Origin of the sequence: Vibrio albus, from assembly GCF_003144035.1 — a bacterium.
In the GTDB taxonomy this organism is placed as follows: domain Bacteria; phylum Pseudomonadota; class Gammaproteobacteria; order Enterobacterales; family Vibrionaceae; genus Vibrio; species Vibrio albus.
The window spans coordinates 64,819-90,574 of sequence record NZ_QFWT01000006.1 but is presented as its reverse complement, the minus strand read 5'-3'; the positions used below and the strand labels follow the sequence as shown (position 1 = coordinate 90,574).

Annotated in this window: 26 protein-coding genes; 12 read left to right on the top strand and 14 right to left on the bottom strand. The window is 51.7% G+C overall.

Features of this window, described 5'->3' with window-relative positions:
- Positions 1–2: 2 nt before the first annotated feature.
- The 4 genes from DI392_RS11920 to DI392_RS11905 all read left to right on the top strand — a co-directional run bounded on the left by DI392_RS11920 (position 3) and on the right by DI392_RS11905 (position 2,936).
- Entirely contained in the window at positions 3–731 is a 729-nt protein-coding gene (locus DI392_RS11920) for a FliA/WhiG family RNA polymerase sigma factor (protein ID WP_109320286.1), read from the top strand.
- Between the two features lie 8 nt (positions 732–739).
- Positions 740–1,597 (top strand): flagellar motor stator protein MotA, encoded by an 858-nt coding sequence (gene motA / locus DI392_RS11915; RefSeq protein ID WP_109320132.1) that lies wholly within the window; start codon positions 740–742, stop codon positions 1,595–1,597.
- Positions 1,597–2,547, top strand: a complete 951-nt coding sequence (locus tag DI392_RS11910; RefSeq protein WP_109320131.1) for a flagellar motor protein MotB — start codon at positions 1,597–1,599, stop codon at positions 2,545–2,547. The genes motA and DI392_RS11910 overlap by 1 nt, the downstream gene beginning before the upstream one ends.
- 95 nt (positions 2,548–2,642) lie before the next feature.
- A complete protein-coding gene (locus tag DI392_RS11905) occupies positions 2,643–2,936 on the top strand; it encodes a hypothetical protein (protein WP_109320130.1) in 294 nt (97 codons plus the stop codon).
- A gap of 53 nt (positions 2,937–2,989) precedes the next feature.
- Here the strand turns inward: DI392_RS11905 and DI392_RS11900 are convergent, their stop codons facing one another.
- Genes DI392_RS11900 through flgB form a run of 12 tightly spaced genes read right to left on the bottom strand, consistent with a single transcriptional unit; the run spans position 2,990 to position 12,989 of the window.
- Positions 2,990–4,036 (bottom strand): flagellin, encoded by a 1,047-nt coding sequence (locus DI392_RS11900; RefSeq protein WP_146194533.1) that lies wholly within the window; start codon positions 4,034–4,036, stop codon positions 2,990–2,992.
- An 11-nt stretch (positions 4,037–4,047) separates the two neighbouring features.
- Complete coding sequence (gene flgL, locus DI392_RS11895; protein WP_109320285.1) at positions 4,048–4,947, bottom strand: flagellar hook-associated protein FlgL; 900 nt, start codon at positions 4,945–4,947, stop codon at positions 4,048–4,050.
- Positions 4,948–4,971: 24 nt separating this feature from the next.
- A complete protein-coding gene (flgK, locus tag DI392_RS11890; protein ID WP_109320128.1) occupies positions 4,972–6,345 on the bottom strand; it encodes a flagellar hook-associated protein FlgK in 1,374 nt (457 codons plus the stop codon).
- Positions 6,342–6,854 carry a rod-binding protein gene (locus tag DI392_RS11885; protein ID WP_425445694.1) on the bottom strand — a complete coding sequence of 171 codons (513 nt, stop codon included), beginning with the start codon at positions 6,852–6,854 and terminating at the stop codon, positions 6,342–6,344. The genes flgK and DI392_RS11885 overlap by 4 nt, the downstream gene beginning before the upstream one ends.
- A gap of 36 nt (positions 6,855–6,890) precedes the next feature.
- A complete protein-coding gene (locus DI392_RS11880) occupies positions 6,891–8,012 on the bottom strand; it encodes a flagellar basal body P-ring protein FlgI (RefSeq protein ID WP_109320127.1) in 1,122 nt (373 codons plus the stop codon).
- The gene (gene flgH / locus DI392_RS11875; protein ID WP_109320126.1) at positions 8,012–8,686 is read right to left on the bottom strand and encodes a flagellar basal body L-ring protein FlgH; all 675 of its coding nucleotides are present in this window, start codon (positions 8,684–8,686) and stop codon (positions 8,012–8,014) included. The genes DI392_RS11880 and flgH overlap by 1 nt, the downstream gene beginning before the upstream one ends.
- Before the next feature lie 23 nt (positions 8,687–8,709).
- Entirely contained in the window at positions 8,710–9,495 is a 786-nt protein-coding gene (gene flgG / locus DI392_RS11870; protein ID WP_109320125.1) for a flagellar basal-body rod protein FlgG, read from the bottom strand.
- Between the two features lie 22 nt (positions 9,496–9,517).
- Entirely contained in the window at positions 9,518–10,249 is a 732-nt protein-coding gene (gene flgF, locus DI392_RS11865; protein ID WP_109320124.1) for a flagellar basal-body rod protein FlgF, read from the bottom strand.
- Between the two features lie 27 nt (positions 10,250–10,276).
- Positions 10,277–11,473: a flagellar hook protein FlgE gene (gene flgE / locus DI392_RS11860; protein ID WP_109320123.1), complete on the bottom strand. Its 1,197-nt coding sequence runs from the start codon at positions 11,471–11,473 to the stop codon at positions 10,277–10,279.
- A gap of 43 nt (positions 11,474–11,516) precedes the next feature.
- Complete coding sequence (gene flgD / locus DI392_RS11855; RefSeq protein ID WP_109320122.1) at positions 11,517–12,188, bottom strand: flagellar hook assembly protein FlgD; 672 nt, start codon at positions 12,186–12,188, stop codon at positions 11,517–11,519.
- The gene (flgC, locus tag DI392_RS11850; RefSeq protein WP_109320121.1) at positions 12,188–12,622 is read right to left on the bottom strand and encodes a flagellar basal body rod protein FlgC; all 435 of its coding nucleotides are present in this window, start codon (positions 12,620–12,622) and stop codon (positions 12,188–12,190) included. The genes flgD and flgC overlap by 1 nt, the downstream gene beginning before the upstream one ends.
- Positions 12,623–12,626: 4 nt before the next feature.
- Complete coding sequence (flgB, locus tag DI392_RS11845) at positions 12,627–12,989, bottom strand: flagellar basal body rod protein FlgB (protein WP_109320120.1); 363 nt, start codon at positions 12,987–12,989, stop codon at positions 12,627–12,629.
- Between the two features lie 78 nt (positions 12,990–13,067).
- On the opposite strand from flgB, the gene flgA reads away from it, so the two are divergent.
- The 4 genes from flgA to DI392_RS11825 all read left to right on the top strand — a co-directional run bounded on the left by flgA (position 13,068) and on the right by DI392_RS11825 (position 15,462).
- On the top strand, positions 13,068–13,853 hold the full coding sequence (gene flgA / locus DI392_RS11840; RefSeq protein ID WP_109320119.1) for a flagellar basal body P-ring formation chaperone FlgA: 786 nt from the start codon (positions 13,068–13,070) through the stop codon (positions 13,851–13,853).
- Positions 13,854–13,973: 120 nt separating this feature from the next.
- Entirely contained in the window at positions 13,974–14,255 is a 282-nt protein-coding gene (gene flgM / locus DI392_RS11835) for a flagellar biosynthesis anti-sigma factor FlgM (protein WP_109320118.1), read from the top strand.
- A gap of 11 nt (positions 14,256–14,266) precedes the next feature.
- Positions 14,267–14,722 carry a flagellar export chaperone FlgN gene (flgN, locus tag DI392_RS11830; protein ID WP_109320117.1) on the top strand — a complete coding sequence of 152 codons (456 nt, stop codon included), beginning with the start codon at positions 14,267–14,269 and terminating at the stop codon, positions 14,720–14,722.
- Positions 14,719–15,462 carry a lytic transglycosylase domain-containing protein gene (locus DI392_RS11825; protein WP_109320116.1) on the top strand — a complete coding sequence of 248 codons (744 nt, stop codon included), beginning with the start codon at positions 14,719–14,721 and terminating at the stop codon, positions 15,460–15,462. Before flgN ends, DI392_RS11825 begins: the two co-directional genes overlap by 4 nt.
- Positions 15,463–15,495: 33 nt before the next feature.
- Here the strand turns inward: DI392_RS11825 and DI392_RS11820 are convergent, their stop codons facing one another.
- A complete protein-coding gene (locus DI392_RS11820; RefSeq protein WP_109320115.1) occupies positions 15,496–17,601 on the bottom strand; it encodes a TonB-dependent receptor plug domain-containing protein in 2,106 nt (701 codons plus the stop codon).
- A gap of 264 nt (positions 17,602–17,865) precedes the next feature.
- Here DI392_RS11820 and DI392_RS11815 point away from each other — a divergent pair, with 264 nt between their 5' ends.
- Together DI392_RS11815 and DI392_RS11810 are read left to right on the top strand one after the other, a co-directional pair.
- Positions 17,866–20,598, top strand: a complete 2,733-nt coding sequence (locus DI392_RS11815) for a YfiR/HmsC family protein (RefSeq protein ID WP_181388414.1) — start codon at positions 17,866–17,868, stop codon at positions 20,596–20,598.
- Entirely contained in the window at positions 20,588–21,088 is a 501-nt protein-coding gene (locus DI392_RS11810; protein ID WP_109320113.1) for a response regulator, read from the top strand. The genes DI392_RS11815 and DI392_RS11810 overlap by 11 nt, the downstream gene beginning before the upstream one ends.
- On the opposite strand, the gene DI392_RS11805 is transcribed toward DI392_RS11810, so the two are convergent.
- Entirely contained in the window at positions 21,089–23,821 is a 2,733-nt protein-coding gene (locus DI392_RS11805) for a response regulator (RefSeq protein ID WP_109320112.1), read from the bottom strand. It abuts the gene before it with no gap.
- Positions 23,822–23,962: 141 nt separating this feature from the next.
- Here DI392_RS11805 and DI392_RS11800 point away from each other — a divergent pair, with 141 nt between their 5' ends.
- Entirely contained in the window at positions 23,963–24,451 is a 489-nt protein-coding gene (locus DI392_RS11800; RefSeq protein ID WP_109320111.1) for a histidine kinase dimerization/phospho-acceptor domain-containing protein, read from the top strand.
- 89 nt (positions 24,452–24,540) lie between these two features.
- On the top strand, positions 24,541–25,743 hold the full coding sequence (locus DI392_RS11795) for an EAL domain-containing response regulator (RefSeq protein ID WP_109320110.1): 1,203 nt from the start codon (positions 24,541–24,543) through the stop codon (positions 25,741–25,743).
- Positions 25,744–25,756 lie beyond the last annotated feature (13 nt).

Sequence of the window (25,756 nt, the reverse complement as noted above, 5' to 3'; positions counted from 1 at the left end):
CCATGCTTGATGCCAACCCAGCGGCTGACTATCAGCCGGAAGTCAGTTACTCCCCGGCAAGCTCTGCATTTAACGAAGAACAGTTACTCAGACAACACCTGATCATCGTAAAGCGGGTAGTGAGCCAGTTGAGTTGCCACAGCAATACCCATTGCAGCACTGACGATATGCAGCAGATAGGATTAATGGGGCTGCTTGAAGCGGCTCGCCGTTATGAAAACGTCGATGACCCTAACTTTCCGGCGTTCGCCGTATGCCGGATCCGCGGTGCGATTCTGGATGAGTTACGCCGTCTGGACTGGCGTTCCCGCCAGACCCGCCAGCAAGCCCATGAACTGAATGACGTTACCCGGGATCTGACCAAGAAACTGGGGCGGCAGCCAACCGAGCAGGAAATTATCGCCGCACTGGGTACCAGCCGGGAAGATTATCATCAACGGCTGCAGGCCAGTATGGCCAGTGAAATGCAGAGTCTGGATCAGTTACTAGAAGCGGGCGGAGACACCGGGCCGGATCCCCGCGGGGACAATATCGCCCACGAACAGATGCGCAAAACACTGGAAGTGGCCTTGTCGAACCTCAATAAACGGGAACAACTGCTGATCACCCTGTTCTACCAGCACGAAATGAATCTGCACGAAATCGCCGAGGTGCTCGGCCTGACTGCACCCCGTATCTGCCAGTTGCACAAACAGGCCTTAAAACAACTTAACCAATATCTGTCCAGTTAGGAGTTTCCATGCAAAAAATTATTGGTGTTTTTATTATTATTCTTTGTGTGTTCGGAGGCTACATTTGGGCAGGCGGCAATCTAATTGCGATCTGGCAGCCTGCGGAAATGCTGATCATTGTCGGCGCTTCGCTGGGCTCGGTCATTATCGGCAACCCGCCACACGTTCTTAAAGAGATTCGCCTGCAACTGAGAAAGATCACCTCCGCCCGCAAAGAAGAGCCACAGTACTACATGGAACTGATGGCCCTTCTGCAAATCTTACTGGAAACCATCCGCAACAGCGGATTCAAGTCTCTCGATACCCATATTGAAGACCCGGAAAACAGTCATATTTTCAGCCGGTATCCACTCATTAAGCAGGACGACCACCTGGTCGCGTTCATTACGGATAATTTACGTTTAATGGCGATGGGGCAAATGTCGCCTCATGAATTAGAGGGACTGCTGGAGCAGGAAATCCACGCCATTGAGCAGGATTTGCTGCTGCCTTCCCGCTCGCTGCAACGTACCGCAGAGGCGCTGCCGGGATTTGGTATTCTGGCGGCAGTGATGGGCATCATTATTACCATGCAGTCCATTGACGGCTCTATCGCGATGATCGGCTACCATGTTGCCGCCGCTCTGGTCGGAACGTTCCTCGGCATATTCGGCTGTTATTGCCTGCTTGACCCGGCCAGTAACGCCATGGCTCAGCGGGTCAAACGGGAGATGTCAGCCTATGAGTGTGTCCGTGCGACTCTGGTTGCCTATGTCGCCAAGAAGCCGACACTACTGGCGATTGATGCCGGACGAAAACATGTTCAGCTGGATATCAAACCCAGCTTTAACGAAATGGAGAAATGGCTTGCCAGCCAGGAGGGGTAATGCAAAACCACGAACAGGTTGTATTTAAGCGCAGTTATAAATCCGGTCATGATGAAGCACATGGCGGGGCATGGAAAGTCGCTTTCGCTGATTTCATGATCGCGCTGATGGCTCTGTTTCTGGTGCTGTGGCTCTCCTCTGTCGTCGACCAGGAAGAAAGGGAAGCGATCGTTTCCTATCTTAACAGCTCCAGCGTGTTTGACGGTGAAGCCGGCAACCCGTTCGATACCTCCAGCAGCATGCATCCGATTGACTTTGGTGGCTCAGCAAACGACTTGAGTTCGCATAACGCCGCGGTCACCAATGCGTCCTTTTTCAGCGGGAATGGCGATGGATCACAGTCTAATTCGCTGATACAAGGCAAGTACGAAACACAGGAGCAGCTGGCCGTTCTGGCCAAAGTGGTCGAAGAGATGATCCGGCAGATATCCGCTCAGGGTAATATCATGGTTGAGGTCACCCCTCAGGGACTACGCATTGTGCTGCAGGATGATTATAAACAGCATATGTTCAACCGGGGCGGAGCAGAACTGACGCCGTTTTTTGAAGACCTGCTGCTGGCTCTGGCCCCGGTGTTTCAAAGAGTAGAAAATCCGCTGATCATCAGCGGTCATACCGACGCCACTCGTTTTAAAAGCCACAACAGCCGGTCAAACTGGGAACTGTCAGCGTCAAGGGCCAATGTTGCCCGTCAGACATTACAGTCCGGTGGTATGCCCGATAACCGCGTACTGCAGGTGACCGGCATGTCAGACCGGGCATTACTGAACGCCGAATCGCCGACCGCCAGTGAAAACCGCCGTATCGAACTGTTTGTCCTGACCTCTCCGGCCGCGGAAATTGTCGATGCTCTGTTTGGCAAACATCAGCCGAATAATGCGCTGGATAAAGCCAGACAACAGGCCCGGTTTAATCAGCCGGTTCTGCGCCGGGAAAAAGAAGCCGGATAACCAAAACCGGATTACGCAACACGCATAACAACAGGCAGAGAGACTGCTCCCGGTTGCCTCTTCTGCTACTTACCACTGGGAATATAAGGTCTCCTATGCCTTATCAGCTAATTCATAACCGTAAACCGGATCGGCTGCAGAAAGTCTTCGCCTGGCTGATTGTCATTGACTACCTGATGCTGACCGCCTTTCTGATCCGTCTGACCAGCCTGACCCTGAATGAAGGGGTCACCATCAGTGCCCTTCTGGTGCTGTATAATACTTTGCTGACCTTTCTCTGCTTTCGCCGCTCGCGACGGTCAGATGACTACTACACCATCTACCCCATCCTTTCTGCTACCTTGCTCGCCTTTATTCTGTTTCTCTATTTCTTCTTTATGCTGGCGTAAAAAAAAGGGGGGGCCTCGCAGCCCCCCAAAGGCTTGTGACAACAGGTAAGGCTCTAGCTCAGCAACGCAACCACGGTATGACGCGGCACATTGGCCTGTGCTGAGAGAGCCTGATAAGTCGAAGTAAAATGAGTGCGGGCCTGACTCACGACAGTCAGTTTCTTCTGAATGGTCTCAGTATCGGATGGAGAATGAGGACGGGCTTCTGCCGATGCCACCAGTTGGGACTGATGCCCCTTGATGGTGTCAACACTCTGTTGTACCTGACGCAGCCAGGTGTTGACTCCCGTCAGGGTCTGGCGTACTGCGTCTCGGCTTTTCAGTACCACATTGAGATCTTCCACCCCTTCCGGCTCCGGATGGGTGGTGATCAGGTTGGCCTGGCCGGCGGGGTAGCGGTGTCCCTGTCCGGTCACCATGACCTGTTGCTGCATTTTCTGATAAGCGCCGTCTGAGGTCGAAAACAGCAGTTGTCCTGCTGTATCACTCTGAACTCTGAGCCCTAATGGCACCAAATCGCGATCCATCTGCCGCGCCAGTCTCTTATCATCCACTTGCGGGTTGAACTGTAGCAACGCCGTACCCTGACCGGGAAATTCAATGCGTACCAGTTCTGCCTGCTGGCGATGACGCTTAAGGTCCAGTCCCGGAATAGTAAAGGTCCGGTTCGGCTCTCTGTCATAGTGAACATTCAGTTGCGTATCCAGCACCCTGCTGCCGTCTACTCTGGCACCATCGAGAATCTGCCGGATGGTGTGCTGATGCTGAGTAGCCCGTTCACTGGCCACCGGCAGGGTAATACTGGCGGTACTGAGTGACTGGGTGAGTTCCCGCTTCATCAGTTGCAGTTCTTTACCTATCATCCCCAGTGCCTGACGGGCCACCTGTGAGGTCGTGACCTGCTGCTGAGTGCGCTGAAGGGAGACACCAGAAGCAGAATACTGCCCGGGTGTCGCGGATGTCATGGGCCGTCCGGCGTGCGCCACTCGCGACGAGGTGGCCCCGGATTGGCCAGCATTTGAGGGCGGTAAGACCGTTGCTTTATTCTGCTGATCCGTTATCCGGACCTGCGGAGATCTGAGTTCTACAACTGAGTTCACAACCACTCCCATTACATGCGGTCAAACAGCGATAGCTCACTGATTTTCATATAGCTGGCCTGAGTCGCCTGTAATGCAGCCTGATAATCAGACAACCGGACCGAGGCTTCCCCGTAATCCAGTGCGCTGATCTCGTTGCTGACTTTATCCACAAACAACTTATTATCCGCATGGCTGCTATCCAGCAGATCCAGATTATTGTGCAGACCACCAATCTGAGTAATGCCACCCAGCACATTGTTGACCGTCTGATCCAGTACTGCCAGCGTGGTATCCACCTCGGTACGGAATGCCGCAGTCGGAGTATCAAATTCGGCAATCACCCGCTCCAGTTGCTGCAGGATATCATTCCCGCCCAGATCGAAGATATCCTTCGCCGTCAGGTTAGACTGCATCGAAATGCCTTTCGCCACCGTCACCATGCGCTTATCAGCATTACCGTCCACGGTATAGCCAGCCGTATCATCGTAAGACATGGCAGGGATATCGGTCCGGGTACCGGAAAACAGGTAATGACCCTCTTCATCGCTACGGTTCACGGTAGAAAAAACCGCCGCTTTCAGTTGTTCAAGCTGCTGAATAATCCCTAGCCTGTCCGGGTCACTTAACGTGCCGTTTGAGCCCCAAAGCACCAAATCCCGGGCACTCAGCAAACTGTCATTGATTGAGGTCAGGCTGACTTCCTGAGCTGAAAGCGTCGTTTTTACATTCTGAATATTATTCTGATACTGGGCAATCGCGCTCGATTCCCGCTCCAGATTAATCAGCTTGACCGCTCCGATCGGGTCGTCAGACAACTTGGTCATCCGATCACCGGTCGACATCTGCTGTAATACTTCACCAAGACCGGCATTATTACTTTGCAGGCTGCTGAGCATCATCTGACTGATCTGGTTATCACTGATTCTGATCATGACTTCATTCACTCCCTTCGCTTAGAACAGCTGTAACACGGTATTAAACAACTCATTGGCGGTACTGATCACTTTCATGTTGGCCTGATACGCATTGGAATAGGTCATCAGGTTGGCCGCTTCCTCATCCTGATTGACGGCACTCATGCTGTCCCGGGTCGCGACGGCCTGATCATGCAGCGCAGTCGCAGCATTGAAGTCCGATATCGCCTGACGGGCCTTAATGGCGGTCTGACCGACCATGGAGGAAAACGTATCATGGGCACTCATGTTGCCATAGCCGGTAATCGTAAGCTGAGTATTACTGGTCTCGATCAGTTGCTGAAGCACGTCATTATTGCCGGGCGTGCCATCCGCAGAAAATGCCAGTTCTTCGGCACTGAGTCCCGTTTTCTTCAGACTTGAGGCTGGGTTGGACGGATCGTAGCTAAACAGAGATTGCCCCGCGTTGCCCAGCAAATCCTTACCGCCCGCCAGCACAGTATTGATTTCATCGGCCAGCTGCGCGGCCATATCATCCAGTGCCTGATAATCCGGCAGCAGTACCTCTGTCTGATACTGACCGATAGCGCCCAGTTGTGCCCCGACATCGCCGGTAATCGCAAAGTTCTGCCCGGCAAAATCCACGTGCAGCTCAGCAAGGTAAGGGTCACCAGCATCAGGCACCGCCTTTAACTGCGCGGCATCTTCCCCCAGAACCAGCGGCTGTCCGGTTGCCAGTGTCACCTGAAGGCTGCCGTTCTGCTGCTCGGTCGTACGGATATCCACCCGCGAGGACAACTCTCCAATCAGCCTGTCCCTTTCATCCTGCAGCTGTGACGGGTTTCCGCCAGAGCTTTGCAGCTCGGACAATTTCATATTGACGTCAGCAATATTGCCTAACAGACTGTTGACCTCAGCAATGACCGCTGTGCGCTGCCCGCTCAGATCCCGGTGCTGGGAAAGCAGTGACTCGCTCAGAGTGCTGAAGCGGTTGCTTAACGCCTCTGATTCGTTCAGTACCTGTTGGCGCAACGGCAGGGATTCCGGCTTAACCGAGGCATCATTCAGGGCGGCATACAAGTCATCCAGCCCCGTACTGATGCTGAAGGCGTCAGAGCTGAGCATACTCTCCATCTGACTGATATTCGTGGAATAACTGTCGGAAAAAGCCTGCTGGCTGTTCGTCAGCCATGTCTGGCGCACCACATACTGGTCCGTCACCCGGCGAATGCCGGTGATCTCAACCCCGTTACCGGCACTGATACCTGCATATTTAGTCGCACTGACCGATGCCATGGTGGCCTGCTGGCGGCTGTAACCCGGAGTATTCACATTCGCAACATTCTGAGAGGTCACATCCAGTGCAACTTTGTTGGCATTCAGCCCTGACAACGCAATATTGATAATACTCATAGCGACTCACTGTTTATTTTTCGGATCAGCGGCTGCTGGAAAGCGCTACTGTTTACCGGTTCCGGCCATGTTGAGGTTTCCCCGGAAAGATTCTGTAAATCAAAGGCGACTGAGGCTGTATTAATATTAAGCGGCTGATTTTGTGCGGTCTTGGGGCTGGTTTCGGCGAACGGACCGTTCGCCGGTTCCACCATTTGTGCCACGGAACCCAACTGCTCAGGGCTAAGCTGCCTGACCAGCATCTCTGCAATCCCGCTGTTCTGTTTCCGTGCCAGCTCAATTGCCAGTTGTCCGTCATAAAAATCCCGGTACACCCCCTGTTCCTTGCTGGAGAAAGGAGAGTCCTCCGCAGACAGGACATCGCTGGCACTGCGCATCTGCCGCAGCACCATCTGCAGAAACATCGCTTCAAACTGACCCGCGACCACTTCCAGCTTCTCCTGCTGGTTAGGGTTATATTTCACTTCCGTCATCGCACTGTTGTCGTGATACAGCATTGCATTCGGCATGCTGCCTGTATTGTTATTCAGTTTCACCATGCCCCCTTAAATCACGACCAGATCGGCATTCAGAGCGCCGGCTTCATCCAGCGCCTGCAGAATAGACATCAGGTCATCCGGTGTGGCACCCAGACTGTTGACTGCATCCACAATCACGCTCAGTTCGGTACCTTCCGGCCAGATATACATTTGTGCTTCATCCTGATTAATATCCACTTGAGAACGCTTTACAACCTGGGTATTTCCTTTTGCAAACGGATTTGGCTGACTGACCTGATCCGCTTCGGTAATCGTCACCGTCAGATTGCCGTGACTGACTGCCGCTTCGCTCACCTTCACACTCTGATTAATCACCACCGTACCGGTGCGGGAATTGAAGACAATACGCGCGGGTTTGCGTCCTTCTTCAACGTTTAATTCTTCCAGCATCGACATCATAACAACGCGTTGATCGGTATCCTGTGGTGCCAGTACCTCGACCCGGCCTTTGTTAATCGCACTGGCGACTTCGGGGCCAAAGGTGTCATTAATCACCCGGGCGATATTCTTCGCCGTCGTAAAGCTGGCTTTTTTCAGGTTCAGCGTGATCTTAGACTTGCTGTTGAAATCGGAAACAATCTCGCGTTCCAGCGTCGCGCCGTTGGGAATGCGTCCTGTGGTCGGGGTATTAATGGTGATCCGGGAACCGCTGCGGCCCTCGGCCTTCACACCCCCAACCACCACATTGCCCTGCGCCACCGCATAGACTTCTCCGTCGACGCCACGTAACGGTGTCATCAATAGCGTGCCGCCACGCAGGCTTTTGGCATCACCAATAGAAGACACGACGATATCCAGCTCCTGTCCCGGCCCGGCCATCGGGCTGACAGAGGCGGTCACGCTGACCGACGCCACGTTTTTCAGTTTCGGATCCATATTGTCTTCAATCTGCACACCGAACTGACGCAGCATGTTGGTGATCGACTGGCTGGTAAATTTCACCTGGTTCCGGTCACCATCCCCGTCCAGACCAACCACCAGGCCATAACCCACCAGCTGGTTGTTACGAATGCCCTGCACATCCACCAGGTCCATCAAAGGGGTCGTGTCCTGTGCGTGAACCAAAGCCGTAAAGCCTAAGTTTATTCCCAGCAGACAGGCATATAGGTAGCGAGAAAAATACGTCATCAAAACGGCATCCAAGGGCTATTAAAGAACTGTGACAACCAGCCGGCACTGTTACTGTCGGCCAGAGCGCCACGACCGGAATAGGTAATGCGGGCATCGCCAATACGCTGAGAAGAGACCTGATTGCGTCGGTTGACATCGTCCACCCGGACAATACCGGTGAGACGGATAAACTCATCGCCCTGATTGAGGCGGATCCACTTCTCGCCACGTACCCGCAGCACACCGTTAGGCAAGACCTCATGTACGGTCACGGTAATCGCCCCTTCCAGGCGGTTGCCCTGAGAAGAGGAAGAGCTGCCGTCAAACGCACGGTCTGCCGATATCCCCACCGCCAGATCGTTCAGGGTATTTGCCCCCAGACTCGGAGCGGAAAAGTCCACCGAGGCGTTCTTGCCATACTGAGTGTCCGCCTGTTTGCTGGATTCCGTCTCTTCGTCCAGCTGCACCGTCAGAATATCCCCGACCCGGAAAGCCCGCCGGTCCCGGAACAGGGTCATGGCAAACTGATGGCGATACAGGCTGCCGTTCTTCGCTTCCGGTAAAGAATAATCCAGCGTCGGCGGTGCGTATTCCTGCGCATCCGGTTCAGGCGGTACGAAATCCGGGTGGCTGACACACCCGGTTAAGATCAGACTGAACAACAATAAGAACCAGACCGGAGATGTCTTCATAACCATTACCTTAGCGCCTGTTATTACACAGACTGCGCCACAAACTTAAGCATGTCATCGGCGGCAGACACGACCTTGGCGTTCATTTCATAGGCGCGCTGAGTGGTGATCATATCCACCATCTCTTCCACCACCTGAACATTTGAGCCTTCCAGAGCGCCCTGCTTAATGCTGCCGACACCTTCTGTACCCGGAACGACTTCATCCGCCAGACCACTGGCTTCCGTCTGACGGAACAGGTTACCGCCCACGGCTTCCAGACCGGCCGGATTGATGAAGGTTGCCAGGGTGATCTGACCTAAATCCTGCGGGTCAGGGTTGCCGTCCACGACCGCCGTCACCGTACCATCAGTACCGATGGACAGATTGGTGGTTCCCGCCGGGATCTGAATCTGTGGCTCCAGCGGCAGACCCTGACTGTTCACCATCAGGCCTTCTGCATTGACATGAAACTGACCATTGCGGGTATACATGATTTCGCCGTCAGAGTTTTCAATCTGGAAGAAACCGCCACCCATCACCGCCATATCCATCTGCTGAGTGGTGTTCTGCGTGGTCCCCTGAGTGAACACTTTCTGTGTCCCCACAACGCGGACACCGCTACCCAACTGCACGCCGCTGGGCAGTGTATTAACGGCATCCACCTGAGCACCCGGCTGACGCTGAATGCTGTAGAACAAGTCTTCAAACACCACCCGATCACGTTTAAAACCGACGGTGTTCACGTTAGCCAGGTTGTTGGAGATGGCCGTCATCTTGGTATCCTGTGCCGCCATCCCGGTTTTGCTGACCCATAATGCAGAATGCATTTCCTTCTCCTTAATCTGTTCTTTATCTGGTGCTCATCAGACGGTTACCGGCCTGTGCCAGTGTTTCTGCGGTTTTCATCACCCGCACCTGCATCTCAAAGTTACGCGTCAGAGACATCACTCCAACCAGCTCATCAATCGCGGATACGTTACTGCCTTCCAAGTGTTCCGGAGCGACCTGTACCGTCATATCCGGCGGAAGCATCCCGCCCTGAATGTTATGCAGCAGGCCATCGCTCTCTTTCTGAACCTGAGTAATATCCGGATTGACCAGCTTCAGCTGGCCCACGTTGATCTGTGCTCCGCCACCCGGAGGAACAACCGTCACCACGCCACGGGCGCTGATCTCTACGTTCTGATGCTCCGGCAACACCATAGGAGTGCCGTCACCCATCAGAGGAAAGCCGTTCACCCGCATATTGCCGGCCTCATCCACACGGATGTTACCGGCGCGGGTATACGCCTCATTGCCAGCCGGTGTCTGCACGGTAAAAAAGCCATCACCATTAATGGCAATATCCAGCGCCCGACCGGTTTTCACCAGATCCCCATTATCAAAACGGGTAGAGGCGGAATTGGTGGTGACCATGGTGCGACCATCAAACGCGCCCCCGGTTACGGCAATGCTCTGTGCCCGTTCCATATCAGCCCGGAACCCCGCCGTATCGGCGTTGGACAGGTTATTGGAACGAACATGCTGCGCTTTCAGAACCCGGCTTGCACCGCTGGTGGCGGTATACAACAAAGCATCCATCAACGAATCTCCTGAATTCCGTAACGATTACACGGCATTAAACAGTGTCTGCATCAGTTTATCGGAGGTGGAAATCGTCTTTGCGTTCGCCTGATAGTTGCGCTGCGCGGTCATCAGTCCCACCAGCTCATTACTCAGATCCACGTTGGAGCCTTCCAGTGCACCAGAAGACAGGTTACCTAAGGTGCCGCTACCGGGAACATTACGTACCGGCTCTCCAGAGCTGTAGCTCTGCATCCACGCCGTCCCGCTGGTTTTCACCAGTGCTTGCGGGTTAGCAAAATCGGCCAGTACCACTTGTCCCTGTAGCAGAGACTGACCGTTGGAATACGCGGCGAATACCATACCGTTGTCTTCCACCCGGATCCCGGTCAGTTCACCCGCGGTATAGCCGTCAGGGCTGTTGGTGCTGACACTGAAATCGGAACCGAACTGGGTACTGCCTTTCAGGCTGATATCTATACTCATTGCCTCTGCGCCAGCCGCCGGAAACTCAACGTTAAAGGTGCCAGTTGGTGACGCCAGGGTGCCGTCTGTGTTAAATGTCACGGCCTGATTCTCTACGATGGTGCCACCATCGATCTGCACATTGACTTGCCAGTTGTTGTCCGAGGTTTTGGTAAAGTACTGAGTCACGGTATGCGGATTGCCCAGTGAGTCGTACACCTTGGAGGTATAAGACGAGTTAAAGCTGTCCGTATTGGCCGCATCAAATGGTGTGACTGTGGTATCAATGGCCGTCGCACGGGCATCAAAATTAGCGATAAAATCCATATTACCGGTGGCTTTGGCCGGCAAAGAGGCCGTGTTGACCGCCAGATCGCCAAGCGCACCAGACTGCAGGGCCGAGCCATCTGCTGTCGCAGAAAAGCCCTGCAGCTTCATACCCGTATTGCTGACGATGTTGTTGTCTTTGTCGGTACCAAAGATACCTGAGCGGGTATACAGCGTCTGACCGGCGCTGTCTTTGGTGACAAAAAAACCACTGCCGTTAATCGCCAGATCCAGTGAGCGTCCTGTGCTGGACACAGAACCGTTCTTATCAAAGTTCTGTGACGTACCGGAGACTTCTACCCCGCCAGCCTGCATGCCGTTATAGACGGCAGCAAATTCAGTGCGTGATTGCTTAAACCCGGTTGTTGATGAGTTAGCAATGTTGTTACTGATGGTGTTGATCTGGCTGTTGGTTGCGTCCAGACCGCTTAATGCGATATCAAAACTCATAAGTTCCTCTTTTCAGGCTGTCTGTGCCTGCCGATAATTCTGCTTATCCGCCAAACTGGCTGATCTGATAAAATGGTACGCTGCCCACTCCGGCAACATTCACTAACGCGGCACCGCCATTGGACGGCACACTGACCTGAGCCACTTCGCCGGCCAGTAAGACTTCTGCCTCAGGCATATCTTCCTGCAACTGAGCGGCAATCGTGTACTGGCCCGGAGCCAGCTCCAGCTCATTCGGGTTAATGGTAAAGTCCACTTCCCCTGCTGCTTTAGGTCCCAGAGGCACTTTAGTGACCTGTCCATACTGATCCTGCAAGAGCAGGTTCACCGTATTTGAGGCATTCTCCAGCACCAGTTTTCCCTGCTGTTCCTGCCCGGTCAGCTCCACCTGATTCCCGTTCACATACACGGTCTGCCCGACCAGACCAGCCGTGGTCAGCACCTGCATGTTGTCCATCAGAACCAGATTGTTCTGCATCAGCGACGCCATGTTTTCCGTACTCTCTACCTGAGAGAACTGAGCCAACTGGCTGACATATTCCGCCCCTTCCATCGGGTTCAGCGGATCCTGATTCTGGATCTGAGCCACCATCAGGGTCAGGAATTCATTTTTCAGTGACGCTGCATCGTTCGCGTTTTCCTTGACCGCCAGTTCGGCTTCTGTCGTTGACACCGGAACGTCCATCGCCAGCGCGTCAAATTGTGCAATCGTCATCAGCTACCCTGCCCTAACCGCAGCAGCCCCTGCTGCATGCTTTTCACATTACTCAATACTTCAACATTGGTTTCAAAGCTCCGGGTGGCTGACATCATGTCGGCCATCTCTGCCACCACATCCACACCCGGGTAATAGACATACCCTTCGTCGTTTGCCAGTGGATTATTGGGCTCAAAGCGCCGCTCAGCCTCCTGAGAGCTCTGTACCACATCCACAATCCGCACCTCTGCGCTCGGAAAAGCGTTGTCACCAGCCGACAGTTGCGCATTGCTGTACACGGTCGCAAAGACGGGCTTCAGCGCCTTATACGCATCCTGAGGACTGGCGGACACGGCGTCAGCATTCGCCAGGTTACTGGCGACGGTGTTCAGACGAATGGTCTGAGCATTCATCGCTGACCCGGCAATAGAATAAATATCGGTAAATGCCATGGGGTTAACGTCCTTCTATCGCTTTCGCCAGTCCCTGAAATTTCATATTCATAAAGGTCAGGCTGGTCTGAAAATCCATACTGTTCTGGGTAAACTTGGCCTGTTCCACGCCCAGTTCAACCGTATTCCCGTCGCTGGAGTTCTGATAAGGCATGGCATACTTGGAGGTAATCAGCATCTGCGGCGGCGGTGTATCCACCTTGCCTGGTGACACATTTCTCATTACCGTTTCAAAACTCAGGTCTTTTGCGAGATATCCAGGTGTGTCAACATTTGCTAAGTTACTGGCTATAATCCTGGTGCGCTGAACCCTGAAATTCAGAGCATCAGGATGAACACCCAGTGCATTGTCAAAACTGATTGCCATATCAATTCCTTGGTTCCGGCCACATATCAGGGGGTTATAAGACAAAATACGTGCCAATAATATAGGCGTTTATTATCAATGAGTTATAATACAGGGCGGAAGGGAAACTTCCGCACATCGGAAGCCGAACGGAAAGACAGGAAGTTCATTCTGCACCTACTTATTTCAGCCCTGCTGTTCTTGATGGGCAGCTCCGCCGCAAAAGCAGAATCAGCAAGAAAAAATGAACTGGAAATGCACCTGAACCAGTCAGTGAGACAAGAGATCGCGACCTATGCCGCCCTGCATGACTGGACAAGGTATACACCACAGATCACGCTGCGTATCCCCTCTTCGGTTGAGCACCTGCCTGCATGCCCGCAGCCGTTACGGATCACCAGTCGTGATTACAATCAGCAGCCGATTGGTAACCTGAAACGACAAGTCAGCTGTAACGCTCCTGAGCAACAATGGCAGCTCAGTATCCGGGTTACCGTGAGTATCACCCTCCCGGTGGCGGTGGCAAAAACCACCATCAACAGAGAAACCAAGATCAGCAGTGAGATGCTGAAAATGGAGTCGATGACTTTCCGGCAGCCAAAAGATTTTGTGACCCGCTTTCAGTCACTGCTGGGCAAAAGGGCCAAACGACGCATCCGCAGCGGCCAGATTGTCAGTCCATCGTATCTGGAGCAGAACTGGCTGATCGAAAAAGGCGATGAAGTGATTATCACCGCCAGCAAAAACGGTATGCAGGCCAGCACCAAAGGTATTGCGATGGAAAACGGGGCCAGAAATGAACAGATCAGCGTGAAAAATGCGTCATCCGGAACCATTATCCGAGCCACAGTGACAGAGCGGGGAAAAGTAGAGACCAATTTCTGATAAATCAGCATGTTTTGGCACAAAGTTTTTCTACGATTCAAAAAGCGGAAAAAAGTATTTAATTCATTTCCGGTCTTTGTCGCTCTATTTAACTGAGAGAATGATATCCAGGAGCCCGTCATGAAAGTAGATAAAGTTGCCAGCTCACCGATCCCGGTTTCGCAACTGAATCAGCCCGCTTATCCGCAGACTGAACAGCCGCAGAGACCGACTTCCGTCCGGCCACAAACCACGATAGAGCAGGCTATTACGGCCACAGCAGCCGATCAGCTTGCACAGCTTCCGGATATCGACGCAGAAAAAGTCACCGCCGTGAAAAATGCGCTGGCCCGTGGTGAATTAGAGCTGGATATTCACGCGCTCTCCAGTGCTGTCATGCGTTTCCATACCGGACACGAATAACAGGTGACAGCATGGCAGCACCCATCAGTAAAAATGACGTAGTCAGAGAGCTAATCCGCGGTATCCAATACGATGTCCGCCTGTATGATGAGCTGTACAAATTATTGCTGAAGCAGCAGCACTGCTATCTCTCATTTGATGAACAGTCGATGCAGGCGATCACCGACAAGCTGCAACCCATGCTGGATACGCTGCACAAAAACGCCGAACACAGAACCAAACTGCTGGGGTACCTGGGGCTGGAGCAAAACAAAACCGGCATGAACCGGCTGCTTGGCGCATTGCCCGGTAAGCTGCGAACACAAGCAGGCCAACAGTGGCACATGCTGGAAACCCGGGTTCAGTCCTGTCAGCAACAAAACCAGCTCAATGGTCAACTTTCGGCTTCTTTTAATGAGATGCTGCAACAGTTTGACCATGACAGCAGCAACAGCTACTCATCCTCAAAACTGATGGAGTTACGATGAAAAGAGCGATCAGTTTCTTTTCTCTCTTCTTCTGTCTGTCTTGGTCACTGACTGTATCTGCTCAGACCTTATCGCCAGATAATAACCCTGAATATCACAGGCTGGCCGGATTCAAAACGCTCATCAACCAGCAGTTTGACCACTCCCGCCCAATCGTCCGGTATATCCTTGAAGAGCTTGAATCCAGGCAGTTACCTTCCAGTCTGGCTTTTGTACCGATGTTAGAGTCCTCTTTTCAGCCTGATGCGGTTTCACCGGCTAACGCCGCAGGGCTGTGGCAGCTAATGCCGGCCACCGCACAACGTTATGGCCTGACCGTTAATCAACATAAGGATGAGCGCTTTAACCTGAGCCGGAGCACTCACGCCGCCATCAGCTACCTGGCCTTTCTGTACCAGAAGTTTCACCATAACCTTTCCCTGACACTGGCAGCGTATAACGCCGGGGAAGGCCGGGTGGAAAGAAGCCTGCAAGAGAACAAGCGGTTTACTGAGCTTAAGCTGCCGGAAGAAACCATCCGGTATGTACACCGTTTCCATGCCCTGCTGGATCTCGTCGACCTGAGCCGGTTTTCTTCCGGATCTCATTCTATGTCACCGATTATCCGTCTGAATAACACCGCAGCAGCACCGCTGATTCCGATGCAGACCCGGGAGACTCAGAGACTGCAACAGCTATTCGCCAAACGCACTACCATCAATACTGACCATATCCAGCCACTGGTCAGGCTGAATCTTTAGACAGTCCCGCGAATATATAACGAAGGTCCTGCATCAGAATGTAACCGATACCCCGGCGGAGACAGCTACGGCTTCATCCCGATACCCTCCCAGAGAACCACGATAGATACGCTTATTCAGATCCTGGTCGAATAATCCCAGTAGGTTATGAAAATCCACCGACAGGGTGACATCCCGGGCAGGCTGATGTCTTAAACCGACATTAAGATAGATCTGTTCCCGATACGCCTTTTCATAGCCTTCGGTAATAAAGGGTGAGCCATTATCGAGCAGGTATTCACCATAATCTTTCGAGCCCTGATAACCCCAGAGCGCCCTTAAGGTGCTTGTGAGCTGGGTCTGCTCACTGATGTCGTAACGGTATCTGAGCTTAGCTGAGTAGGTGGCCCAGTCCGCCAGATCGTCTCCATAGCCAAACGGCATCGCTGTAATAGCCGTATTCTGTCCGTACAACTCAAAGTCGAGAAGCTTGGTGTAGGCAAAAGACAAGTTGAGCGCATGCCGGTCATAGTCCAGTGCCTGCTCAGCTTCAATACCCCACTGAGTCTGATTACCGATGGTGGATGAATTTCGAGCCGTCTCATCCCATCCCAACGCATCCAGATCAATATAAAAGACGCTGAAACCAAAGAAGTTCCCCTCCGACAAACGCTCATAACGGGCTTCAATACTGTTCAGCACCTCGGTATCCCCTTTACTGTTGCCGGACAGTTCCGCATTACGGTTCGCCTGAGCGATATTCATCCGCCGGGACTGGGTCAGTAACAGCTTGTAGATATTCCTGTCGTCGGAAGAGTAGACTGCCGACACTCTGGGTGAAAACAGGGTATCCGTATAGGTATGCTTATCCAGACGACCGCCGAGGAACAAAGTCCAGTCTTCATCCGGACGCCACTGCCACTCACCCAGTAGCGACGCGGTATAGGTATCCCAAAGCCCCCGGCTGCTAGTTTCAAAATCCAGACCATATTCTTCATAAGAATATTCCGCCCCCAAAGCCAGATCACTATCGGGCGTGGCACTCCAGCGGGCAACCACCCGGCCAAACAGTTCACCTTCTCCATAATGGTTAACCTTGGTATTCGGGAAAGGCTGCACTTTGGTAATGGTCGTCCGGTCATAACTGAGCATCCAGCTCAGTTCGGCATCACTCAGGGTCTGATGTTTCTGCTCAAAGGTGGCGGTAAACTGTTCATAGCCAATCTGAGACATCAGTTCACCCGGCATATCCAGCCCTTCAGGTGGCTCAACCAGCCCTCTGAACATGGTGGCGATATTGCGGCCCGCTTCGGTATATCTCAGCCATAAATGGCTGTCCTCATAATCCAGCCCCAGGTGTAGTTTTTTAAACGGCTGACCCCGGAACCCCTGCCAGTCTCTGGTGTTGGTTGGCATCGGTTCGCCACGGGGAATGGTTTCTCCGGTATTAATACTGACCCCTTCCGCAGCAAAGACCAGTGGCGCATCGTCACCGTTCGCCCCGTTAACATCCGCCAGCTCGGAGTGAAAATACACGCCCAGCCCGTTATCCAACTGGCGGCTGACATTAAGGTCGATGGCTTTATACAGCATACCGGCTCCGCCACGGACAGACACCGAATCGTGTTCCAGTGTAGTTGAATCAAAGGTCTGAATATCAATCACCATAGCAACGGCACCCAGACCATACATGGACGAGCCCGCCCCTCGAATCACATTGATCTGCTTAATATCCCCCATCAGTGGAAAGTCCCGCTCGGTGATCGCACCACGCCCCGAACGTTCATTCATTACCCGGCCATTCACCCGGATCATCACCTTATCTTCGCGGTCACTGATGATGCCCCGGATACCCAGATGCGGCAGTTCATAATGATGGCGAGTCATCTGCAGGCCAGGAACCGTTATCTCCAGCAGCTCAAGCAGAGAGCGAGCCCCTAATTGCTGAATATCTTTCTGAGTAATATGGGTGACTGCGGCAGGGACTTTGGCCTGACTGGTACCGGTCAGCGAACCCGCATCGGAGACCTGAACCAGCATCAGTTCAGAGAGTGAGAGGTTTAATAGGGAAGCAAACTGCTGATCGTCCTCTTGTGCATAACAGAGACTCACGGCACTGCTCATAAACCAGAACAGTATAAACTTAATGATGTTAGACATATGCAATGTCCCAGAAAGGATATTTATACACACAATAAATATGCGGATTATCAATAAGCATAGTAAACAACAACGCAAAGTACAAAAGACCTTTTTAGAGTCAGAATTCTCCGACAATTTGGAAAGATAGAACTTCTTACATTACTCTTTAGGTAGGCAATCCGGCAGACAAGGAGTAACAGTGTGTCACACTCACTCAACTGCGCTCCTTTTATTATGCGTGGAATAGTTGTCCTTCTCATCCTTTTGAATAGCAGCCCCGGTGTGGCTGCAGATGTAAGCCGCAATGACCTGACGGCGGCCTACCTTTTCCGTCTGGCCGAAAACATCCAGTGGCCGAATTCGGCTAGTATCAGCCAGTATCATATTCATCTGATCGACTCGAACCGGGGTATCTATCAGACCCTGCGCAACATTTCCCGTCAAAACAAACTCAACGGAAAGCCGTTCAGTGTGAGCCAGTCCCGAAGCACGCAGGTACCGCAGGGCACACACCTGGTGTATCTGGCGCAGTCTAAATCAGATGCCTTTGCCGATGTATTACGTCAACTTAACGGCAAAAATACACTATTGATCTCTGATCACGTTGCCAACAAGCAAGAAATCATGATCAACCTGTTCGAAAATGCCAGTCAGCAGGTGCAATTTGAGATCAATAAGGCCAATATCCTGAACCACAATCTGGGGGTAAACCCTGATATTATCCTGCTGGGAGGTACTGAAATCGATGTAGCCCGGCTCTACCGGGAAGGACAGAGACAACTTCAAAAGCTGGAACGACAGGTCAGTGAACTGAATCACAAACGCCAGTTACTGCAGGAAAGCGCCGCTCGCTCAGAGAAAGAAGTCTCTCTGTTAGCCCGAGATCTAAAAGCACAGAAACAGGCCATACAACAGGAAAAACAACGGCTTGCAGAAGCAGAAGCCAGAACCCAACAACAACAACAGGAACTGGAACATCAGAACGAGCAAATACAACGTCAGGAAACACTGATTACCCAACAAAAAGCGGCGGTACTGCAGGAACACACTCTGCTAAAAACGGCCCAGCTTAAGTACCAGATACAGAGGGAAAAGCTGAACACCCGGGAACAGGTGATTACCCGGCTCAATAAAGCGATACAGGATGAACAGAATCGTTTTAAAGCCGCGGAAGCCCAGACTAAGCAATTGCAGACGTTTATCAGGGATCAGGAACAACAGGTAGAAGAAAAGCTGCAAAGATATGAAGAACTTACCTCTAAAGTCAGCCAACAGCAGACAGAGATATCCCGCCAGGAAGAGCAAATCCGCAAACGTGCCGCAGCCATTACCCAACAGGACACCATCATCAGAGATCAGTCTGTGCAACTGGCCCAACAGGACGACATCATCGGCACACAGAAGAACTACCTGACGGCAATGGGCATCGCCGTTATCCTTGGTGTATTTCAGGTCCTGTTAATCCTGTTCGGCTACCGGGCTAAACAGAAAGCCAACAAGCACCTTTCCCAGCAAAACCTGCTGCTGGAAAAAACCACCAAACAGTTAACCATTACGCAGAAAAAGGCCAAAGAAGCCAATCAGGCAAAAACCATTTTTCTGACCACCATGTCACATGAATTACGCACTCCTCTGAATGCCATTCTGGGTTTTTCCCAACTGATGCAACGAGATACCTCACTACCGGAAACACAAAGAGAGAAACTCAATATTATCAATAACAGTGGTGAGCACCTCCTCGGCCTTATTAATGATGTTCTGGAACTGTCAAAAATAGAAGCCGGGCGTATTACTCTGAATACGCAGACCTTTGACCTTCACCGGATGCTTACAGAACTGGAAAGTATTTTTAAAGGGCGTCTTGAAGAGAAAGACATGGATCTATGGTTCGAAAAAGAGGACTCACTACCCCGCCTTATCCACACCGATCAGGGGAAATTACGCCAGATCCTGATTAACCTGCTGGGTAATGCCCTTAAATTTACAGAAAAAGGGCATATTGTTCTGAAAGCATCGTTAATAAATCATAGAGACTCAGGACAGGCTCCCGATCACCCCCTTACGGATGAAAGAGCCGGGCTGACGCTGAAATTTGAAATCACCGATACCGGTACCGGGATTGCCCCAAAAGACTACAGCAAGATATTTGCTCCCTTCGAGCAAGCAGAACACGGAGCACGAAAAGAAGGCAGTACCGGGCTGGGGCTGTCTATCAGCCAGCGATATGCTCAGCTAATGGGAGGACAGATAACCTTTACCAGTCAACTGGGTGTCGGCAGCACTTTTTGTGTGGAAATAAACGCACAGACTGGCGACCAAGAAGAGGAAGAAGCAACACCTCTTCTGCCAAAAGTAGCCTCTCTCGCTCCGGGGCAGGAGGAGATACGTATTCTGGTCGTCGATGATAACTACAGTAACCGCCTGCTACTGGATAAAATGCTATCGGAGGTTGGCTTCATCGTCAAAGAAGCCGCCAATGGTCAGGAAGCCATGACGCTCTTTGAGCAATGGCACCCGCACCTTTTACTTCTGGATATCAAAATGCCGGTAATGGACGGCACTGAAGTCACCAAACGTATCAGAGCAACGGACAAAGACACCGGTATCATCATCATCTCTGCCAGCGTATTTGAAGAACAAAAGCAGCAACTGTTGGATCTGGGCGCAAATGCTTATATCCGTAAGCCCGTGCGCGAAGAACAGTTGTTCTCCGAGATAAAGCAACAACTCAATATCCACTATACTTATCAGATCCCGGTGGACAAAACTGAAGGTCATAAACTGCAGCCAGAAGACATCGCCGGTTTACCTGAAACACTGCGCCGGGCATTCGCAGAAGCGGTTCTGGTCGGTGATATAGGCCGTCTGAACGAACTGGTCACGGAAGCCGAAGCCCATAATGCCGGTGTCGGCTCCGCGTTACGAACCATGGTGGAGCATTTTGAACTGAACCATATCCAGGCCCTTTTCGATCAGGATACCCCTAACACTCAAGGAGAACAGGATGACTCATGAACCTCCCCCCAAGCCCGTGATACTGGTCGCCGATGATAACCCGAATAATCTACAGGTGGTTTCTTCTATGCTCACCGAATGTGGCTGGCAAGTCAGGGTAGCCGTGGACGGTGAAGCCGCACTGAAGAGCATTGCAATGCAGGCTCCGGATCTGGTTCTGCTGGATATTCATATGCCCAAGTTAAATGGTTATGATGTCTGCCGGACACTCAAAGCCGACAGCAAAACAGCCGATATTCCGGTTATCTTCGCTACCGCCGTCTCCGAAGGGTTTAACAAACTGACCTGCTTTGAGCTGGGAGGGGAAGATTACATCACCAAACCTCTGCAGTTAGAAGAACTGCGTGCCCGGATAGGGATACAGATAGAGAAAGTCTTCTGCAAAAAACAGCTCGAACAGAGCTACGCCCAGATTCTTCAGCTAAAACGGCAGGTAAATGCACTATCCGGGGACCCACTCCCTTATCCGGAAGCCGAACACCCGTCTTGATTACTCTGGCATCTGCTCCACATACTCGGATACACGTTCAAATTCATTAGCGACACCGGTACATAGTTTCCCGGCCTGTGCCGCATCCTGATTTTTGGCGGCCTGTTCAAGCTGAATACAAAGCTCCGACAGAGCCATAGCACCAATGGCTTTACTGGACGATTTCAGCTTATGCATCATTTCAGCAACCTGTCGCCAGTTCTTTTGCTCAATATGTGCCGCAACCGAGGCCATAACCTGCTGATTGTCTTCCGTAAATTTATGTAAGAAATAGTGTTGAATTTTCTTATCATCCCCTAAGTACCGACTCATCAACTGATGATCAATCACGGATGATGACTGTTCAGAGATATTTAGGGTTTCAGAGTCGCTTGGGAGTTCAGAACGCTCCCCTTTTACCGGCTCGTCCATTAAAGGCAGCCACCGGGCTAAGGTTTCTTTCAGCTTGGTCAGCTCAACCGGTTTGGCCAAATAACCATCCATCCCGGCCAGCATACAGCGCTGGGATTCACCCTGCATGGCATTGGCGGTAATGGCAATCACTGGCAGGTGTGTCTCTTCATGCAGTTCCTGATCCCGGATGCGGGAGGTCAGCTCAAAGCCGTCCATTCGGGGCATATGGCAATCGGTCAGCAACAGACCATAGCTTCGTTGTTGCATTTTATTCAGTGCAACCTCTCCGTTTTCTGCTATTTCTGCCACATAGCCCAACAGGTTCAGTTGACGTTTTATGACTTCCTGGTTAACCACATTATCTTCTGCAACCAGTATTAACCGGCCCTCAGCTTCGGCCTGAGCCAGTGAAGGCAGCGGATGGGTATTACCGACCAGTTTTTCCGGTAATGCTTCTTCCTGATGTTCACCACACCCCATCGCCCTCTTCAGGGCCTTATGAATCGCTTCCGGGCGGAACGGATTTATCTCAGCCAGAACACCCTCCTTAAATGCCCTTTTCTCTTCCCGCTCTGACTCTGATATTAAAACGACGCTTGGCGTTTGGGGGTACCGATGCTGGTAGGCGTGAACTAAGCGTTCCTTTTCCGCTGTCTTCCAGGTTCCGGCAAAAAGCAATACCCCAACTCCCTTTTTCCGCACGTCTTCTGCAGACAGTACGTTTGCTCCCCGGGCAGTCAAATCCCGCTCGAGATATTCGCTAATGCGAATATCATTGCTCAGCAACAGAATATTATAGTCATCCAGAGATAACTCCGGCTTATCATGATTGACCGGCACACAAGGTAAAGTGACGACAAACTTACTGCCTTCTCCCTCCTGACTGACACAGTGGATTTCCCCCTGCATTAAACTGACCAGCCTGCTGCAAATAGACAGCCCCAGCCCTGAGCCTCCATAGCGGCGATGGGTACTGGTATCAGCCTGTACAAAAGGGTGAAACAAATTCTCAAGCTGCTCCGGACTGATCCCAACCCCATTATCTTCTACCTCCAGAACCAATGTATCTTGATGCTCCGGGTGTAGGAACAGGCGCACCAGAATATCCCCCTGAACGTTACCGGTGGTACTGGTAAATTTGATGGCATTACTCAGCAGGTTAAGCAGCAGTTGCCTAAGGCGGGCATGATCCCCCCGCACCCGGTTAGGCACCGCCGGATCCACCAGGCAGAACAGGTTCAGATGTTTATCCAGCAGGGAGCCAGAAACCATCTCCGCCACACTATCAATGAGCCCCCGCCAAGTCACGGGAATAGATTCCAGCTTCATCTTTCCGGCTTCTATTTTGGAAAAATCCAGAATATCATTGATGATATTGAGAAGAGACATTGAAGAGACTTTAGCAATACGCGCCAGACGTTGCTGTTCGTCATCCAGAGGCGTCTGATTCAACAGGTCAATCATGCCAATCACGCCGTTCATCGGGGTACGGATTTCATGGCTCATCATCGCCAGAAAAGAAGATTTGGCCTGATTCGCCGCTTCTGCCTGTTCCTTCGCGCTGATCAACTGCTCCCGTAATTCACGCTGCTCGGTAATATCCTCTTTTACCGCCACATACCGGGTAAACGAGCCGTCTACACCCCGTACCGGAGAAATCACCACCAGCTCCCAGTAAAAGCTGCCGTCCTTTTTACGGTTACACAACTCACCACTCCAGACGTTACCCCGGCTGATGGTCTCCCAGAGTTCCTGATACATCTCATCAGAATGTACACCGCTTTTAAAGATACGCGGGTTACTGCCGATAATTTCTGACAGTTCATAGCCAGTCACTTCGGAAGCGGAATGATTGGCGTATTCTATGGTTCCGTTCAGGTCGGTAATAATGATGGAGGTTCGGCTCTGCTCTACCGCCGCCTGCAGATTACGCAGTTCCCGGGCCTGCCGGGCCAGTTTAAGATGAACGCCTATCCGTGCTTTCAGCTCTTCCAGTTGAAAGGGTTTGGTAATGTAATCCACCGCCCCCAGCTCAAACCCTTTAACCTTACTGAACTCCTCATTCGCCGCAGAAATGAAGATAACCGGAATATCTTTAAAACGTTCATCTTCTTTTAATCTGGCGCAGGTCTGATAACCGTCGACGCCCGGCATATGGACATCCAGCAGAACAAGATCCGGTACTTTCATCGCCACGCTCTGTAACAGCATGCCCCCGTCTCTGACCAGACGAGCTTCACAGCCAAGCTCTCCCAACATGGATTCCAGTACGAGTAAATTGGCAGGGTCATCATCAGCTGCAACAATCGATGATCCACTCAGATCATGCTCCATCCACATTATTCACTCCCCATCCTTATTCATTCGGCCAGTCAGGCATACTAAAAAATGTACAGCTTTTGCTAAGTATAGTCTTTCCTGCTGACTATAATTAACGCAGACAGGCTTTATTCGCTGGTACGCAGCAACAGGGAGAACGTCATGAATTCACCGGAAAACACCGCTTCAGAAAACACTTCCGGCTCAGAGAGCAGAAACGAGCAGCTTTCCCGCCTGTCGCACGATTTACGTACGCCATTGAATACCGTGATCGGCTTTTCTCAGATGTTGATGTTAAAGGAATCGGACACAACAAAGCGACAGCAGTTAGAAGCCATTCATCAGGCGGGTGAAAAACTACTGTCCCTGATAGAACAGCGGGTCAGCCCGCATAAAAAAACCAACGTAGAACCAGAACCACCCAAGCCTCAGACCATTACCCCTGAAGACTTGACGGTACTGCCCGTTTCCCTGCGTACACAAATGCACAATGCCGTTCTCATCGGTGATTTTTCTCAGCTCAGAAAGCTGATTGAGCAGATAGATAAAGAACATGACGCGCTAGCACTTACTCTGCAAGCGCTTGCGGAGCAGTATGATCAACTGCGGTTACAGGCACTGTTTGAAAAAGACGGGGAAGAAGAAAAATGAGTTGTTATGTAACCACCTGCTACACTTGATCATGTACAAAACAAAATCCGAATAAAAAGGGAAAGGATTCATAGCGCCGGAGATATCACATGCCTGAAAACGTGGACCTGACAACACTACGCGTCATTGTGCTCGATGATGATGAGTTTATCCTACAGCAGACCCGGATTATTCTGGAACAGCTTGGAATTACCAACATAGCCGGCTACCCCGACGGAGCTCAGGCCTTTCAGCAACTTGAAGCCGGAGAACGCTATGACCTGGCGATTATCGACCTCAATATGCCGGTGATGGACGGCATTGAAGTACTCCGTAATCTGGCTAAGAATGAGTTCGCCGGCGCAATCATCCTGCTGAGCGGTGAGGATATGCGTATTCTGAAAACCGCACAGAATCTGGCGAATGCCCATCACCTCAATGTGCTGGGTGCTCTGCACAAACCGATCAGTCTGGAAGCATTACAGGCCAAACTAAAGCTGTATCAGCCTGAACAAGTTTCTCCCCTCAGTAATTGTGGCCTGACAGAAAGCTATGATGAACTCAGTATCGCCTTTAAAGAGCAGGAAATTGTTCCCTACTTTCAACCTCAGGTAAACGTCTCTGATAAAGCGGTCACGTCGGTTGAAGTCCTAGCCCGCTGGGTACATCCGGAACACGGCCTTATTCCTCCTACCGTATTTATTCCCCTGGCCGAAGAGCATGGCGTCATTGACCTGTTAACCGAACAGATATTAAAGCAGTCACTCTCGCTATACCATGAATGGATGAATGCCGGATATGAGTTCACCATCGGGATAAACCTTTCCGCAGACAGCCTGGAAATAGTCGACCTTCCGGAAAAATTTTCAGCCATGGCAGAAGAGTATGGTGTGCCATGCAGCGCTATCATACTGGAGATTACGGAAGGCAAACTGATTCAGAGCCAGGCTAAGGCGTTAGATGTGATTACCCGCTTGCGCTTGAAGGGGTTTGGCCTGTCTATTGATGATTTTGGCACCCACTATTCCAACATGGCCCAGCTAAACAATATTCCTTTCACTGAACTGAAGGTAGACCGGGAGTTTGTCCACAACGCCGCCGATGATTCGGCAACCTGTGCCATTCTGGAGTCCAGCGTAGATCTGGCAAAAAAACTGAACATGGTCACGGTCGCAGAAGGGGTCGAAAACCAGGCCGACTGGGATCGGGTCGCCTCCACCGGCTGCGACCGGGTACAGGGCTACTTTATCGCTAAACCCGCTCCGGCCGATGAATTTTCCGCCTGGCTGAAAGAATATTCTGGCGGGGGGTAAAGGGTTCTATACC

What these genes read in the sequence shown, in the direction of transcription:
- DI392_RS11920 (WP_109320286.1), top strand. Translation starts at nt 3, where the DNA reads ATGCTTGATGCCAACCCAGCGGCTGACTATCAGCCGGAAGTCAGTTAC.
- motA (WP_109320132.1), top strand. Translation starts at nt 740, where the DNA reads ATGCAAAAAATTATTGGTGTTTTTATTATTATTCTTTGTGTGTTCGGA.
- DI392_RS11910 (WP_109320131.1), top strand. Translation starts at nt 1,597, where the DNA reads ATGCAAAACCACGAACAGGTTGTATTTAAGCGCAGTTATAAATCCGGT.
- DI392_RS11905 (WP_109320130.1), top strand. Translation starts at nt 2,643, where the DNA reads ATGCCTTATCAGCTAATTCATAACCGTAAACCGGATCGGCTGCAGAAA.
- flgK (WP_109320128.1), bottom strand. Translation starts at nt 6,345, where the DNA reads ATGAGTATTATCAATATTGCGTTGTCAGGGCTGAATGCCAACAAAGTT.
- DI392_RS11885 (WP_425445694.1), bottom strand. Translation starts at nt 6,854, where the DNA reads ATGCCGAATGCAATGCTGTATCACGACAACAGTGCGATGACGGAAGTG.
- DI392_RS11880 (WP_109320127.1), bottom strand. Translation starts at nt 8,012, where the DNA reads ATGACGTATTTTTCTCGCTACCTATATGCCTGTCTGCTGGGAATAAAC.
- flgH (WP_109320126.1), bottom strand. Translation starts at nt 8,686, where the DNA reads ATGAAGACATCTCCGGTCTGGTTCTTATTGTTGTTCAGTCTGATCTTA.
- flgG (WP_109320125.1), bottom strand. Translation starts at nt 9,495, where the DNA reads ATGCATTCTGCATTATGGGTCAGCAAAACCGGGATGGCGGCACAGGAT.
- flgF (WP_109320124.1), bottom strand. Translation starts at nt 10,249, where the DNA reads ATGGATGCTTTGTTGTATACCGCCACCAGCGGTGCAAGCCGGGTTCTG.
- flgE (WP_109320123.1), bottom strand. Translation starts at nt 11,473, where the DNA reads ATGAGTTTTGATATCGCATTAAGCGGTCTGGACGCAACCAACAGCCAG.
- flgD (WP_109320122.1), bottom strand. Translation starts at nt 12,188, where the DNA reads ATGACGATTGCACAATTTGACGCGCTGGCGATGGACGTTCCGGTGTCA.
- flgC (WP_109320121.1), bottom strand. Translation starts at nt 12,622, where the DNA reads ATGGCATTTACCGATATTTATTCTATTGCCGGGTCAGCGATGAATGCT.
- flgB (WP_109320120.1), bottom strand. Translation starts at nt 12,989, where the DNA reads ATGGCAATCAGTTTTGACAATGCACTGGGTGTTCATCCTGATGCTCTG.
- flgA (WP_109320119.1), top strand. Translation starts at nt 13,068, where the DNA reads ATGAGTTATAATACAGGGCGGAAGGGAAACTTCCGCACATCGGAAGCC.
- flgM (WP_109320118.1), top strand. Translation starts at nt 13,974, where the DNA reads ATGAAAGTAGATAAAGTTGCCAGCTCACCGATCCCGGTTTCGCAACTG.
- flgN (WP_109320117.1), top strand. Translation starts at nt 14,267, where the DNA reads ATGGCAGCACCCATCAGTAAAAATGACGTAGTCAGAGAGCTAATCCGC.
- DI392_RS11825 (WP_109320116.1), top strand. Translation starts at nt 14,719, where the DNA reads ATGAAAAGAGCGATCAGTTTCTTTTCTCTCTTCTTCTGTCTGTCTTGG.
- DI392_RS11820 (WP_109320115.1), bottom strand. Translation starts at nt 17,601, where the DNA reads ATGTCTAACATCATTAAGTTTATACTGTTCTGGTTTATGAGCAGTGCC.
- DI392_RS11810 (WP_109320113.1), top strand. Translation starts at nt 20,588, where the DNA reads ATGACTCATGAACCTCCCCCCAAGCCCGTGATACTGGTCGCCGATGAT.
- DI392_RS11805 (WP_109320112.1), bottom strand. Translation starts at nt 23,821, where the DNA reads ATGTGGATGGAGCATGATCTGAGTGGATCATCGATTGTTGCAGCTGAT.
- DI392_RS11800 (WP_109320111.1), top strand. Translation starts at nt 23,963, where the DNA reads ATGAATTCACCGGAAAACACCGCTTCAGAAAACACTTCCGGCTCAGAG.
- DI392_RS11795 (WP_109320110.1), top strand. Translation starts at nt 24,541, where the DNA reads ATGCCTGAAAACGTGGACCTGACAACACTACGCGTCATTGTGCTCGAT.